The organism is Rhodovulum sp. ES.010, from assembly GCF_900142935.1.
In the GTDB taxonomy this organism is placed as follows: Bacteria; Pseudomonadota; Alphaproteobacteria; order Rhodobacterales; family Rhodobacteraceae; genus Rhodovulum.
Genome location: NZ_FSRS01000001.1, coordinates 2,599,534 through 2,613,631, shown reverse-complemented (window position 1 = coordinate 2,613,631; position 14,098 = coordinate 2,599,534). Strand labels below are relative to the sequence as shown.

General features: G+C 67.9%; 15 protein-coding genes. 7 read left to right on the top strand and 8 right to left on the bottom strand.

Translation table 11 applies throughout. From position 1 onward, the window contains the following. Positions 1 to 104: 104 nt before the first annotated feature. From cysQ to BUR28_RS12835, 7 genes are all read left to right on the top strand, one after another. Entirely contained in the window at positions 105 to 902 is a 798-nt protein-coding gene (cysQ, locus tag BUR28_RS12865) for a 3'(2'),5'-bisphosphate nucleotidase CysQ (RefSeq protein WP_074220494.1), read from the top strand. Beyond that, a complete protein-coding gene (locus tag BUR28_RS12860) occupies positions 902 to 1,702 on the top strand; it encodes a 3-deoxy-manno-octulosonate cytidylyltransferase family protein (protein WP_074220493.1) in 801 nt (266 codons plus the stop codon). Before cysQ ends, BUR28_RS12860 begins: the two co-directional genes overlap by 1 nt. 226 nt (positions 1,703 to 1,928) lie before the next feature. Next, complete coding sequence (locus BUR28_RS12855; RefSeq protein WP_074220492.1) at positions 1,929 to 2,831, top strand: UTP--glucose-1-phosphate uridylyltransferase; 903 nt, start codon at positions 1,929 to 1,931, stop codon at positions 2,829 to 2,831. A 96-nt stretch (positions 2,832 to 2,927) separates the two neighbouring features. Next, positions 2,928 to 3,914: a glycosyltransferase family 2 protein gene (locus BUR28_RS12850; RefSeq protein ID WP_074220491.1), complete on the top strand. Its 987-nt coding sequence runs from the start codon at positions 2,928 to 2,930 to the stop codon at positions 3,912 to 3,914. Between the two features lie 120 nt (positions 3,915 to 4,034). Beyond that, a complete protein-coding gene (locus tag BUR28_RS12845; RefSeq protein WP_074220490.1) occupies positions 4,035 to 5,021 on the top strand; it encodes a glycosyltransferase family 2 protein in 987 nt (328 codons plus the stop codon). Continuing rightward, positions 5,018 to 6,715 (top strand): DUF5927 domain-containing protein, encoded by a 1,698-nt coding sequence (locus tag BUR28_RS12840; RefSeq protein WP_074220489.1) that lies wholly within the window; start codon positions 5,018 to 5,020, stop codon positions 6,713 to 6,715. Before BUR28_RS12845 ends, BUR28_RS12840 begins: the two co-directional genes overlap by 4 nt. 1 nt (position 6,716) lies before the next feature. Next, on the top strand, positions 6,717 to 8,150 hold the full coding sequence (locus BUR28_RS12835; RefSeq protein ID WP_074220488.1) for a nodulation protein NodH: 1,434 nt from the start codon (positions 6,717 to 6,719) through the stop codon (positions 8,148 to 8,150). A 1-nt stretch (position 8,151) separates the two neighbouring features. Here BUR28_RS12835 and BUR28_RS12830 read toward each other — a convergent pair whose 3' ends face one another. The 8 genes from BUR28_RS12830 to BUR28_RS12795 all read right to left on the bottom strand — a co-directional run bounded on the left by BUR28_RS12830 (position 8,152) and on the right by BUR28_RS12795 (position 14,086). Next, a complete protein-coding gene (locus BUR28_RS12830) occupies positions 8,152 to 8,619 on the bottom strand; it encodes a PTS sugar transporter subunit IIA (RefSeq protein ID WP_074220487.1) in 468 nt (155 codons plus the stop codon). 58 nt (positions 8,620 to 8,677) lie between these two features. Next, positions 8,678 to 9,241 carry a ribosome hibernation-promoting factor, HPF/YfiA family gene (gene hpf / locus BUR28_RS12825; protein ID WP_074220486.1) on the bottom strand — a complete coding sequence of 188 codons (564 nt, stop codon included), beginning with the start codon at positions 9,239 to 9,241 and terminating at the stop codon, positions 8,678 to 8,680. An 87-nt stretch (positions 9,242 to 9,328) separates the two neighbouring features. Further along, positions 9,329 to 10,603: an RNA polymerase factor sigma-54 gene (locus tag BUR28_RS12820; protein ID WP_074220485.1), complete on the bottom strand. Its 1,275-nt coding sequence runs from the start codon at positions 10,601 to 10,603 to the stop codon at positions 9,329 to 9,331. 9 nt (positions 10,604 to 10,612) lie between these two features. Then, complete coding sequence (gene lptB / locus BUR28_RS12815; RefSeq protein WP_074220484.1) at positions 10,613 to 11,377, bottom strand: LPS export ABC transporter ATP-binding protein; 765 nt, start codon at positions 11,375 to 11,377, stop codon at positions 10,613 to 10,615. After that, positions 11,374 to 11,856 (bottom strand): LptA/OstA family protein, encoded by a 483-nt coding sequence (locus BUR28_RS12810; RefSeq protein ID WP_083626808.1) that lies wholly within the window; start codon positions 11,854 to 11,856, stop codon positions 11,374 to 11,376. Before BUR28_RS12810 ends, lptB begins: the two co-directional genes overlap by 4 nt. Positions 11,857 to 11,892: 36 nt before the next feature. Further along, positions 11,893 to 12,501, bottom strand: a complete 609-nt coding sequence (locus tag BUR28_RS12805) for a hypothetical protein (protein ID WP_074220482.1) — start codon at positions 12,499 to 12,501, stop codon at positions 11,893 to 11,895. 3 nt (positions 12,502 to 12,504) lie between these two features. Continuing rightward, positions 12,505 to 13,464, bottom strand: a complete 960-nt coding sequence (locus tag BUR28_RS12800; protein ID WP_074220481.1) for a KpsF/GutQ family sugar-phosphate isomerase — start codon at positions 13,462 to 13,464, stop codon at positions 12,505 to 12,507. Between the two features lie 10 nt (positions 13,465 to 13,474). Then, on the bottom strand, positions 13,475 to 14,086 hold the full coding sequence (locus BUR28_RS12795) for a ribonuclease D (RefSeq protein ID WP_074220480.1): 612 nt from the start codon (positions 14,084 to 14,086) through the stop codon (positions 13,475 to 13,477). Positions 14,087 to 14,098: the final 12 nt, after the last annotated feature.

The following is a 14,098-nucleotide window of genomic DNA, read 5'->3' as shown; positions in this document are numbered from 1 at the left end:
CTCTTCCGCGTTCGGGGGCGTTGGCCGCCCTTGCCGTTGCGCTTACACGCAAGCATAAGGGCCTTGCGATTTCCTTACGATCGAGGCGCAGAGGGAGCCGGTTTTTGGATTACGAAACGCTCGAACAGGTGATGCGTCGGACGGCCCTCATGGCCGGGGCGCGGATCATGGAGATCTACGAGGCCGACGATTTCGAGGTGCGCTCCAAGGCGGACGACAGCCCGGTGACCGCCGCCGACGAGGCCGCCGATGCTCTCATTTACGAGCAGCTCGCCAATGCCTTTCCCAACACGCTGATCGTCACCGAGGAACAGGCCGAAAGCCATGCCGGGCGCGCCGAGAATTTCCTGATCGTCGATCCGCTGGACGGAACCAAGGAATTCGTGAAACGGCGCGGCGAGTTCACGGTGAACATCGCCTGGGTCGAGGGCGGGCATCCCGTCCGCGGTGTCGTCTACGCTCCGGCCAAGGGGCGGCTTTTCTACACGCGCGCGGACGGCGCGGCGGTCGAGGAAACCGGGGCCTTCGATTTCGACCGGCCCGACACGCTTCGCCCGCTCTCGGTCTCCGCGCCTGGGAACGAGGCCCTCGTGGTTGTGGCCTCGAAATCGCACCGCGACCAGGCGACCGACGATTACATCGCGAAATACGCAGTGGCCGACATGACGAGCGCCGGGTCCTCGCTCAAGTTCTGCCTCGTTGCGAGCGGCGAGGCGCACCTTTACCCGCGGCTCGGACGCACCATGGAATGGGACACCGCCGCGGGGCATGCGGTTCTGTCGGGGGCCGGCGGCAAGGTCGTGCGCTTCGACGATCATGCGCCGCTGACCTATGGCAAGCCGGGCTACGAGAACCCGTTCTTCATCGCCCATGCGCCAGGCGTGACCCTGCAGCCCGTCTGATGTCCGTCCTGATCGTCATTCCGGCGCGCTATGCCTCCAGCCGTTTCCCGGGGAAGCCCTTGGTGCCGCTGAGGGGCGCCTCCGGGCAGGAAAAGAATCTTGTCCAGCGCGCCTGGGAGGCGGCGCAAGGCGTTTCGGGTGTAGAGCGCGCCGTGATCGCGACCGACGATTCGCGCATTCGCGCGGCTGCAGAAGCCTTCGGCGCCGAGGTGGTCATGACCTCGGAGACGTGCGCCAACGGCACCGAGCGGGTTGCAGACGCGTTCGACCGGCTCGGCGGCGGCCACGAGATCGTGGTGAACCTGCAGGGCGACGCGCCGCTCACCCCGGCCTGGTTCATCGAGGACCTCGTGGCGGGGTTGGCGGCCGACCCGGTGGCCGAGGTCGCAACGCCTGTCCTGCGCTGCGACGGGCAGGGGCTCTCGGCACTGCTGGAGGATCGGCACGCCGGCCGTGTGGGCGGCACCACCGCCGTCTTCGGCTGGGACCGCCGCGCGCTCTACTTCTCCAAGGAGGTGATCCCCTATACCGGGCAAAGCTACGCGGACGACGCCCTGACGCCCGTCTTCCACCATGTCGGCGTCTATGCCTACCGCCCCTCCGCGCTGGCCGCCTATCCACGGTGGGAGGCCGGGCCGCTGGAGCGGCTCGAGGGGCTGGAACAGCTGCGCTTCCTGGAACGCGAGCGCCCGGTGCTCTGCGTCGAGGTCGAGGCGCGGGGACGGCCGTTCTGGGAACTCAACAACCCCGAGGACGTGCCCCGCATCGAGGCGATGCTGGCCATGCTTGGGATCGCGTGAGGGGGCCCGCAAGACCACACGCGGCCGTCGGCGCCCATGTGCCAGGGCGGGCATAGGCCGCGCCGGACAGGCCATTTTGTTGCTTCAATGGCCCGTCACAAGGGAATCAACTCGGTATAACCTTTTTGATACGCTGCCGGTGCAGTATGGATCGCCACGGGGGAACGCCGGACGCGGTGGGCGTGGCGGCGAAGCGTGTTGGAAATGAAGAAGAGGCGAAGAGGTCATGCAGCGTAAGGTCACCAAAGCCGTCTTTCCCGTCGCGGGCCTTGGCACGCGTTTTCTTCCCGCAACCAAGTCGATCCCGAAGGAGATCATGACTCTGGTCGACCGGCCGCTGATCCAGTACGCCATCGACGAGGCGCGCGCGGCCGGCATCAGGGAGTTCATCTTCGTCACCTCCCGCGGCAAGAGCGCGCTCGAAGACTATTTCGATGCCGCGCCCACGCTCGAGGCCTCGCTGCGCAAGGCGGGTAAGGACGACCTTCTCGAACTGTTGAAGTCCACCAACATGGAAAGCGGGGCGATCGCGTATATCCGCCAGCAACGGCCCCTTGGCCTGGGCCATGCGGTGTGGTGTGCGCGCCGGCTGATCGCGAACGAACCCTTCGCGGTGATCCTGCCCGACGACGTGATCGCCGCCGACAAGCCCTGCCTGCAGCAGATGATCGAATCCTACGAGGAGACCGGCGCCAACATGGTGGCCGCAATGGAAGTGCCCCATGACAAGACAAAGGCTTACGGGATTCTGGATGTCGACCGCGACATGGGTGACAGAGTGCTCGTCAAGGGCATGGTGGAAAAGCCCGAGGTGGACGAGGCGCCGTCGAATCTTGCTGTTATCGGACGCTACATCCTGACGCCGAAGGTGCTGCATAACCTCGACCAGAACCGCAAGGACAACCGCACCGGCGCCGGCGGCGAGTTGCAGTTGACCGATGCCATCGCGCAGGAGATCGATGGCCAGGGCGTCTACGGCTTCCGTTTCAAGGGCCAGCGGTTCGACTGTGGCTCGAAGGCGGGCTTCTTGCAGGCGACGGTGTCCTTTGCGCTGGCCCGCCCGGAACTGAACGCAGAGTTCGAGCGCTACCTGCGCGAACTGGTTGGCGTGCGCAAGGCGGCCGAGTAAGCCGCGAGGCTCGTGCACCACGCCCGCCCCCCGTTCGATAGCGCTCCGGCTGCGCCGTCCCGGCGGGGCCTTCAGTCCGCTTGGACAGCCTATCGCATGCGGTGGACGCGGCGTCGGCTCTTGGTGCGGGCACTGCGCAAGCACAGTCAGCTTCGGCCCGTCGTCGACCGAACGGTTGCGATCCGCAAGGGCGACATTCTCGGCTTCTCCACCGTGCGGAACGAGGCCGAGCGGTTGCCCTATTTCCTGCGCCATCACCGCGCGCTGGGCGTCGCGCACTTCCTGTTCGTCGACAATGCCAGTGACGACGGCACGCGCGACTATCTCGCCGCCCAGCCCGACGTGTCGCTCTGGTGCACGGGGCACAGCTACAAGCTGTCGCGGTTCGGGATCGACTGGCTGACCTGGCTGATGATGCGTTTCGGCCACGGCCACTGGTGCCTGACGCTCGATGCTGACGAGTTGCTCGTCTATCCGCATCATGACACCCGCGACCTGACCGCGCTCACCGCGTGGCTGGACGCGCGGGGGCGTCCGGCGATGGGGGCGATCCTGCTCGACCTTTATCCCAAGGGGCCGGTCGGTGCGCCTGACTATCGCCCCGGTCAGGACCCGACCGAGGTGCTGGGCTGGTTCGATGCCGGCAACATCACGACGAAATACCAACCACCGCTGCGGAACCTCCTCGTGCGGGGCGGGGTGCGGGCGCGCATGTTCTTTGCCGATGCGCCGGCGCGTGCGCCCACCCTGTCCAAGACCCCGCTGATCCGCTGGAAGCGCCACTACGCCTATGTCAGCTCGACGCACTCGGCGCTGCCGGCCCGGCTCAACCGGGTGCGGGGATTGGAGGCGGGCGGACTGCCCTCGGGCGTGCTGCTCCACACCAAGTTCCTGCCTTCGATCGTCGCGAAATCGCGCGAGGAAAAGCGCCGGCGCGAGCATTTCGCGAACAGCGCGCTTTACGAAACCTATTACGACGCCCTCATCGCGAACCCCGAGCTCTGGTGCCCGGAGTCGATCCGGCTTGAGGGCTGGCGCCAGCTTGAGGCGCTGGGGCTGATGTCCCGCGGCGACTGGGGCTGAGAACGGCGGGGGCGCCCAACGTCCTTAACGCACGATTAGCCGCTTTTCGGTAGTCACTGGCTGAGCCCCGCTTGGGGCGTCCAGGCAGGAGGCCCAGTGGGCGCGCTATCGTCATACCGCATGCGTCTGGAGCGCAAGAGCTGGAAACGCAGGGCGCGCTGCAAGCGCTGGCAGTTGTCCCGCGTGGCCGACCGAACGCGCGAGATCGCACCCGACGATGTGCTGGCCTTCACCGTGCTGCGGAACGAGGCGGTGCGGCTGCCCTACTTCCTCGACTACTACCGCCGGCGTGGCATCGGGCACTTTCTGATGGTCGACAACGCATCGGATGACGGATCGCGCGACTTCCTGGCCGATCAGCCCGATGTTTCGCTCTGGTCGACACGGGCGAGTTACCGGAAGTCGCATTTCGGGATGGACTGGCTGAACTGGCTGCTCATGCGCCACGGGCACGGCCACTGGACGCTGACCGTCGATGTCGACGAGTTCTTCGTCTACCCGTTCTGCGACACCCGCTCGATCCCGGCGCTCTGCGACTGGCTGGATTCGGCGGCGATCCGGTCGTTCGGCGCGATGCTCATCGACATGTATCCCAAGGGCCCGATCGATGCGGTGCCCTATCGCCCCGGCCAGGACCCGTTCGAGATCGCCTCCTGGTTCGACAGCGGCAATTACACGATCAGCAAGAACCCGAAATACCGCAATCTCTGGATCCAGGGCGGCCCCAGGGCGCGCCTGTTCTTCCCCGACCGGCCCGAGCGCGCCCCCGCGCTGAACAAGATCCCGCTGGTGCGATGGCAAAAGCGCTATGCCTATATCAGTTCCACCCACGCCTTGCTGCCCCGCGGGTTGAACCTCGTCTATGACGAGTGGGGCGGCGAAAAGGCGTCGGGCGCGCTCCTTCATGCCAAGTTCCTCGACGGCGTCTTGGGCAAGGCCGCCGAGGAACTGACCCGGCGCCAGCACTACGCCGGCGGCGAAGAATACCGTGCGTATCACACGACGCTGAAGGACAGCCCGGAGCTCTGGTGCAAGTGGTCCGAGAAATACGTCAACTGGCGCCAGCTGGAGCTTCTGGGGCTCATCTCCAAGGGAAACTGGGCATGAGAGTGGGCTTCGTCTTGCTGGTTCATACCGCGCTCGACCGCGCGGCCGCGGTGGCGCGGCACTGGGCAACGCAGGACTGCCCGGTGGTGATCCATGTCGACCGTCGCGTGGCGCGCGGCGTGGCCCACGCCCTCCGCGCCGCGCTGGGCGATCTGCCAAACATCCGCTTCTGCCGCCGCCACCGCTGCGAATGGGGCACCTGGTCGATCGTCGCCGCGACGCTTGCAGGCACCGAGACGGCGCTGGCCGAGTTTCCGGAGCTCAGCCATGTCTACCTCGCCTCCGGTTCCTGCCTGCCCCTGCGGTCCGGGGACGAGTTGCGCGCCTACCTGTCGGACCGGCCCCGCACCGATTTCATCGAGTCCGTGACCACCGACGAGGTGCCCTGGATCGTCGGCGGCCTTGCACGCGAACGCTTCACCCTGCGCTTTCCCTTCGCGTGGAAGCGTCACCGCCGGCTTTTCGACCGCCATGTCGCGCTGCAGCGGCGCCTGCGGGTCCGCCGCCGCATCCCGGCCGGGCTCGAGCCGCATCTCGGTTCGCAATGGTGGTGTCTGACGCGCGAGACCCTGACCGCGATCCTGACCGACCCCGACCGCCCGATCCATGACCGCTATTTCCGCCGCGTCTGGATCCCCGACGAAAGCTATTTCCAGACGCTGGTGCGCAAGCACGGCAACCGTATCGAGAGCCGCTCGCTCACGCTGTCGAAATTCGATTTCCAGGGCAAGCCGCACATCTTCTACGACGACCACCTGCAACTCCTGCGCCGTTCGGACTGTTTCGTCGCGCGCAAGATCTGGCCGCGGGCCGACCGGCTCTACGACGCCTTCCTTGGGGCCGACGGCAGCCAGGCGACCTGCGCCGAGCCGAACCCGGCCAAGATCGACCGGCTCTTCACGAAGGCGGTCGACCGGCGCACCCGGGGGCGGGCGGGGCTCTACATGCAAAGCCGCTTTCCGCGCGACGGCTGGGAAAACGGGCGCACCTGCGCACCCTATTCCGTGTTCGAGGGTTTCGCCGAGTTGTTCGAGAACTTCGAAGACTGGCTTGGGCGGAACGTCGGCGTGCGCGTTCACGGCCATCTCTACCACCCGGAACGGGTGCAGTTCGCGGGCGGGGCGTGCGTCTATCACGGCGGGCTGTCGGACAGAGCGGCCGTGCGCGATTACGACGCGTGCGCCTTCCTCAGGCGCCTCGTCTGGAACACCCGCGGCGAACGGCAGTGCTTCCAGTTCGGCCCCGGCGACCGGCAGGATGTCAGCTGGTTCATGGCCGGCGATCCGAACGCGCAGATTTCCGTCATCACCGGTGCCTGGGCGGTGCCGCTCTTCCTGTCGCGGCGGAGCTTTGCCGACCTGCGCAAGCGCGCCGCGGAGCTTCAGCGAATCGAGTCTGCGCACCTCGATATTCTGCGCTCACCGCACACACGGGCGCGGGTGCGCGTATGGACCATGGCCGATTTCGTGCAGAACCCGATCGAGCCGTTGCAAATCCTGGTCGACGAAATCGCGCCCCGCGCGCAGCACCATTTGACCGAGGTGCCGCTTATGGCCGACCTCGCCGGGTTCGGTCAGTTCCTGCAGGATTTGCGGAACCGTGGCATGACGCCCTACCTGATGGGCGATTTCCCGGCCCGAGATGATCGGCCGCGCCGCCCGGCGCGGACCAGCTCCCCCTACCTGATGCGGTGACATGCAGACCGGCGCCCCCTTCGACAACTTCGTCATCTTCGCCGAGATGCGGACGGGATCGAACTTTCTTGAGGAGAACCTGAACGCGGTGGCCGGCCTGCGCTGCTACGGCGAAGCGTTCAACCCCCGGTTCGTCGGCCACAAGGACAGGCACACGCTTCTGGGCGTGTCCCGGGCCGAGCGCGACCGCGACCCCGACATGCTTCTTGCGGCCATGGCGCGCGCGGGCGAGGGGATGCCCGGCTTTCGCTTCTTCCACGACCACGACCCGCGCGTGCTGGCCCGCGTCCTCGCCGACCGTCGCCGGGCCAAGATCGTGCTCACGCGCAACCCGGTCGAGTCCTATGTCTCGCGCAAGATCGCCGGGCGCACCGGGCAGTGGCGCCTGACCGACATCCGGCATGCGCGCGCGGCGCAGGTGCGGTTCGACGCTGCCGAATTCGTGGCCCATCTCGACGCGGTGCAGGGCTTTCAGCTTCAACTCCTGCGGACGCTTCAGACCAGCGGGCAGACGGCGTTCTACCTTGCCTACGAAGATGTCGCCGATGCCGACGTCCTGAACGGGCTTCTGCGCTTCCTGGGGCTCGACACGCAGCTTCGCGCCGTCTCGCAGCGGCTCAAGAAGCAGAACCCAAAGCCGATTGCGGACAAGGTCACGAACCCGGACGACATGGCGGCGGCCCTCGCGGAACTCGACCGGTTCGATCTGTCGCGCACTCCCTGTTTCGAGCCGCGCCGCGGACCGGCGGTGCCGGCCTATGTGGCGGCGGCCGAAAGCCCGCTGCTTTACCTGGCGATCCGGGGCGGCCCCGTGGCACAGGTCGAAGGCTGGCTCGCCGCGCTCGACGGCACCGGGCCGGGGGCGCTGCGGCGCGGCTTTACCCGCAAGACGCTGCGCCAGTGGATGCGGCGCCACCCCGGCCATCGCAGCTTCACGGTCGTCACGCACCCGTTGGTCCGCGCGCATCGCGCGTTCTGCACGCATGTCCTGCCGGTCGGCAAGGACAGTTTCCCGGCGATCCGGGCCGCGCTGCGCGACAGCTACGGTGTGCCGCTGCCCGCGAACGGGCCTGGGGCCGATTACGACCGCGCGGCGCACCGCGCTGCGTTCCTGGGCTTCCTGCGATTCCTCGAGGGCAATCTCGCCGGCCAGACCGGGCTGCGCGTCGATGCCAGCTGGGCGTCGCAGAGCCGCGTTCTGGAAGGGATGGCGCCGATCGCCTGTCCCGACATGGTGCTGCGAGCGGAACGTTTGGCCGCGGATTTCGCCGCGCTGGCCGCGCAGGTGGGGGCAGATGCGCCGCTTCCGCCCGCGCCGCTGCCCCAGGGGCCGGTACCGCTCTCCGACATCTACGACGAGGACCTGGAGGCCGCGGCCCGCGCGGCCTACCGGCGCGATTACGTTGCGCTGGGCTACGGGCCGTGGAAGTCCTAGCTCAGGCGGCCTGGGTCGAGGTCTGTGCTTCGGTCAGCACGGCGTGGAGCGTCGCCGGGTTGGTGTTGGCTCGCAGCTTCTCGCACACGGTCTGGTCGCGAAGCGTCCGCGAGACCAGTGCCAGCGCCTTGAGGTGATCGACCCCCGAATCCTGTGGCGCGAACAGCGCGAAGATCAGGTCCACAGGCTGGCGGTCGACCGCGCCGAAATCGATCGGCTTCTCCAGCCGGATGAAGGCGCCGCGCACCCTTTCAAGGCCGGGCAGGCGTGCATGGGGCAGCGCCACGCCGTGGCCGACGCCGGTGGGGCCGAGGCTTTCGCGTTCCTGCAACGCATCGACCGCGTCGCTGGCCGACAGCTCGTAGACCGTCTGCGCGACCTCGCCCAATTCCTGGAACAGGCGTTTCTTGCTGGACATGGTGCCGAGCACCCGAACCGCCTCGGGCTTCAAAAGGGTGGAAAGCTGCATGGGCCTCTCGCTTCTGGCGAACCGCCTTTGGCGGACGGCGCGGCCGGTCTGGCCGGGCTTACGGGTCGATCCAGCCGACGTTGCCGTCCTCGCGGGTATGCACCACGTTGATCTTGCCGGTCTTCTCGTTCCGGAACACGAGCACATCCTTGCCCGCAAGCTCCATCTGCATCACCGCCTCGCCCACGGAAACCGACGGGATCTTGGTCTCCATCTCGGCGATGATCATGGGCTGGAGGCTTTCGGGCTCCGACTCCTCCTCGGCTTCCGATGATGCGAGGATATAGGATGCCGCCCCGATCGATTCAACCGGCTCGGAGCGGTCGCGATGGTGATCCTTCAGCCGACGCTTGTAGCGACGCAGCTGTTTTTCCATCTTGTCGCAGCAGCTGTCGAAGGCGGCATAGATCTCAGTCGCGTGGGCCTTGGCCTGGGCGGTCAGCCCGGTGGACAGGTGCACCGTCGCCTCGCAGACATATTCGTGCGCGTTCCGCGAGAACACGACGGTCGCGTCGGTCGGCCGCTCCGCATACTTCTGGACGGCGGCATTGAGCTCGTCCTTCACATGGGTCTGCAGGGCCTCGCCAATGTCGATCTGTTTGCCGCTGATCTGGTACAGCATCTTGCCTCCTGATATTGCCCGCCCGCGCAGGTTCGCTCTCCGTTAAAGGCGGGACGGCGCGGGGTCAACGGGGATACGCAACGCGAGTCATACCTGTTGCGCCTTTCGCTTCCTGCGTTCGAAGGACGAGGGGATGGTCAACCCTTGCCTGTATTTGGCGACGGTTCTGCGCGCGATGTCAACGCCCTCGCGTCGGAGGATTGCGGCGATTTCCTCGTCCGAGAGAATGCTGCACGGCGTTTCCGCCTCGATCAGGCGCCGGATGTGGCGCTGGACACCGTAGGCGGTGACCGGACCCGCGCCGTTGGAGGGCAGCGGCCGCGAGACGAAGCGCGACAGCGGATGCACAACGCCGCGGTAGGAGAGCGCCTTGTCGGCTAGCGCGCGGCCGACCGTCGAGGGGTGCAGGCCCAGGGCCTCGGCCATCTCGGCTCGGGTCATCGGGACCAGATGCTCCGGCCCTTCGATGAAAAACCGGGCCTGGTGGTCGACGATGAAGAATGCAAGCGTCTCGAGCGTTCGCTCGCGAAAGCGCAGCGCACCGACAAGGGTCTGGGCCTCCTCGCGCAGGTTTGCCGCCTGCTTCTGCCCGGAAAGCTCGCGGGCGAGACGCGTGTCGAACTCGGCGCGCGGCACGATCCGCCCGTCGAGCGTCGCGGCGACGCGGCCGTCCGGGGCCTCCTCCACGATGATTTCCGGTGCCGGTGGAAGCGGGTCCTGCGCGGCGCTCGCCCCCGGGCGGGGGGTGAGGCGCGGCAAGAGGCGCGCCATGCCGGCCAGCGTTGCGCCGTCGAGACCGGTCGCCCGGCCCAGATCGTCCAGCCGCCGCTCGGCCAGCAGGTCGAGCCGCGCGCAGACTGCGCGCGCCGCCGACTCTTCCATGCCGTGCTCGCGCATCTGCAGGGCGAGGCATTCCTCCAGGCTGCGCGCCCCGACGCCGGGCGGGTCGCAGGCTTGCAGCGCCTCGATTGCGGCCGCGACCTCGTCCGGCGCGACGCCCATGCCTTCGAGGTTTCCGGCAGCCTCCTCGTCGAGATAGCCGTCCTCGTCGATGTCGCCGCAGAGAAAACGGGCGACTGCGGCCACCGGCGGGGCAAGCGGCATCAACGCCAGTTGTCGGCGCAAGCGTTCGCCGAGGCTGTCAGGCGCGGCGATCTCCGATGTCGGAGGCGTGCCCGGTGCGCCGGTGGCGGCGCCGTCGGGGTCGGACAGCCGGATCAGCGGGTTCTCATCGGCCGCGCGGCGCAACTCGGCGGCCAGATCGGTGGCCGGCATCCTCAGGATCGCGAGCCCCTGGCGCAGTCCGGGGGTCAGGCGCAGGCCCTGCGACGGGCGGGGCGATAGGTCGGGGCGGAGGCCCATGGCCAAGGGTCAGGTGATCCGGAAACTGTGGCCGAGATAGACCCTGCGCACATTTTCGTCGCGGATCACCTCCTGGGTCGTGCCGCTCATCAGCACCTTGCCATCGTGCAGGATATAGGCGCGGTCGACGATTTCCAGCGTCTCGCGGACGTTGTGGTCGGTGATGAGCACGCCGATCCCGCGGGTCCTGAGGTCCGCGACGAGCGTGCGGATCTCGCCGACGGCGATCGGGTCGACCCCGGCGAAGGGTTCGTCCAGCAGCAGGTATTTCGGGTTCGCGGCAAGGCAGCGCGCGATCTCGACCCGCCGGCGTTCGCCGCCAGAGAGAGAGAGAGCCGGCGCGCGGCGAAGATGCTCGATGGAAAACTCGGAGAGCAATTCTTCCAGCCGTTCGCGCCGCTTGTGGCGGTCGGGCTCCACGATCTCCAGGATGGCGTTGATGTTGTCTTCGACGCTGAGCCCGCGAAAAATCGAGACTTCCTGCGGCAGGTAGCCGATGCCCATGCGCGCGCGGCGATACATCGGCAGCCCCGTCACGTCGCGCCCGTCGATCATCACCCGCCCGCCCTCGGGCCGGACGAGCCCGGCGACGGCGTAGAAACATGTCGTCTTGCCCGATCCATTGGGCCCCAAGAGCGCCACCACCTCGCCCCGGTCGAGGCTGAGGCTCACGTCGCGGATCACCGGGCGGCGGCGATAGTTCTTGCGCAGGTCGGTGACCTTCAGCCCGGCCGCGCCTTCGGCGACCCGCAGCGCGCCGCCATCCGCGCTCATTCGCCGTTGCCGGGCTGCAGCACGGTGCGCACCCGACCCTCCATGGTGCCCGTCCCGCTGTCGAGGTCGACGACAAGCCGCTCTCCGCCGATCGCGCTCGGACCCTGGGTCAGCAGCACGTTGCCGGACATCACGATGGTCCCGCTGTCGATGCTGTAGACCGCGCGCTGGGCCTCGGCGGCCTCGTCGCCCAGCGCCAGCAGCACGCTGCCCATCGCCTCCAGCCGCGCGATGCGGCCGCTGCCCGCGGCGGCGTCTTCCGCATAGACGACCAGCACTTCGTCGGCCGACAGGCGCATGTCGCCCTGGCCGACCAGAACCTCGCCGGAAAAAACCGCGGTGCCGTCGCCCTGGTCGACGTCCAGCCGCTCCGACGTGACCTCGACGGGCTGGCTGGCATCGTGGGAGAGCGCGCCGAACGCGATCTGCGCCCCCTGCGCCACCGCAAGGGCTGGCGCCAACGCGAGGATCGATGCGATCACGCTGGTGCGAAACGTCAAAATCAAAGCCCTTCCCTACCGACCGGGATCGTATACCAGCTTGACGCCGTCCTTGAAAACCAGAACGTAGCGCGTTTCGGCGCCGGGTGCCGCGGTAAGCTCCATGGCACCCGCATCGATCCGGCCGGGGGGCCCGTCGGCATCTACAGGGCCGTCGGCGATCACTTCGGTCCGACCGAGGGCGGAGGTGATGCGCGCGGCCCGCACCTGGTATCCGGTCGACGTCTCGATGCGCGCGCGCCCGTCCAGGATGGCCGTCTGCGCGGCGGTGTCGATGGTGCCCTGGGCCGCCGAGATGTCGGCGTGGCTGCCATCGGGCAGATCGAGCCGGGCGCGCATCCGTTGCGCCGTGGCGCGGCCCGGGGCCTCGGCGTCGGGCCGCGCGGTCTCGGCGGTCACGGCGATCGCGGTGCCGTCGCGGGTGACGCCGGCATAGGTCGGCGCGCCGATCCTCTGTTCGCGCAGCAACTCGTCGATCTCGACCTGGGCGTAGGGCAGGTCTTCACCGCCGCCCGGACCCCGCGAAATCAGGAACAGGGTCGAGAGAAGGCCCAGCGCGGCCAGCGGAAGCACGATCTTGGCAAGCGCGATGAAGCGGGAATAGGTGTTGTCCCACGAGGCCATGCCTCAGGCGACCCCGGCGCGCAGGCAGTCGTGGATATGCAGGATGCCCTGCGGCCGCGCATCCGCGCCGACCACGAACAGGCAGGTGATCTTGCGCCCGTTCATCATCCCCAGCGCCTTTTCGGCCAGATCGTCGGGGCCGATGGTCAGGGGCGAGGCCGTCATCACCTCGTCCACGCGCCGCTCCAGGAGCCCCTCCATGTGGCGCCGGAGGTCGCCATCGGTGACGATGCCCGCCAGCCGGCCCTCGGCGTCGGTAACGCCCACGACGCCGAAGCTCTTGCGGCTCATCGTCAGGAGCGCATCGGCCATGGCCGTGTCCAGGGGCACCAGCGGCACCTCCTCGCCGGTATGCATCAGGTCGGCGACCTTCGACAGCCGCGCGCCCAGCTTTCCACCCGGATGGAACTCGCGGTAGTTCTCGGGCGAGAACTGGCGGTGCTCCATCAGCGCCACGGCCAAGGCGTCGCCCAGCGCGAGCGTCATCGTGGTCGAGGTCGTGGGGGCGAGGCCCATGGGGCAGGCTTCCTCGGCGGAGGGCAGCAGCAGCGCGACGTCGGCCTGACGCAAGAGCGTGCTGTCGGCGCGGCCCGCCACCCCGATCAGCGGGATCGCGAAGCGGCGGGTGTAGCCGATGATGTCGGCCAGTTCCGGCGTCTCGCCCGAATTCGACAGCACGAGACACACGTCGCCCCGCGCCAGCATGCCGAGGTCGCCATGGCTCGCCTCGGCGGGGTGGACGAAATGGGCGGGCGTGCCGGTGGAGGCCAGCGTCGCCGCGATCTTGCGCCCGACATGGCCCGATTTCCCCATGCCCGAAACGATGACCCGGCCTGGCGCGGCGAGGACCAACTCCACAGCGGCGGCAAAGCTGTCGCCCAGCGCGTCGCCCAGCGCGGCAACCGCGGCGGCCTCGCGCGACAGCACCCGGCGGCCGATGGCGATATAGGCGTCGCGGTTCATCGCGATGGCCTCAATGGGCGAACACGTCGATCTCGGGCCAGCCGGCGAGGTCGAGCCGCGCGCGCATCGGCAGGAAGTCGAAACAGGCCTGCGCCATTTCGTTCCGACCCTCGCGCGCCAGCATCCCGTCGAGCTTGGCCTTGAGCGCATGCAGGTGGAGCACATCCGAAGCCGCGTAGGCGAGTTGCGCCTCGCTCAGCGTCGCCGCGCCCCAGTCGGAGCTTTGCTGCTGTTTCGAGATGTCGATCTCCAGCAGTTCCTGGAGGAGGTATTTCAGCCCGTGCCGGTCGGTGTAGGTTCGCACCAGTTTCGACGCGATCTTGGTGCAGTAGACCGGCGCGGTCAGGACGCCGAACGTGTTCAGCAGCGCTGCTATGTCGAACCGGCCGAAATGGAACAGTTTCAGAACGTTAGGGTCGGCCAGCATCCGCGCCAGGTTCGGCGCCTGGGTCTGGCCCTGCCCGATCTGCACCAGGTGCGCGTCCCCGTCGCCGCCGGACATCTGCACCACGCACAGCCGATCGCGATGCGGGTTGAGCCCCATCGTCTCGCAATCGATCGCGACGCAGGGCCCGAGGTCGAGATCCGCGGGAATATCGTTTACATGCAGGAAGTTCGCCACTGCGGCCCCTGA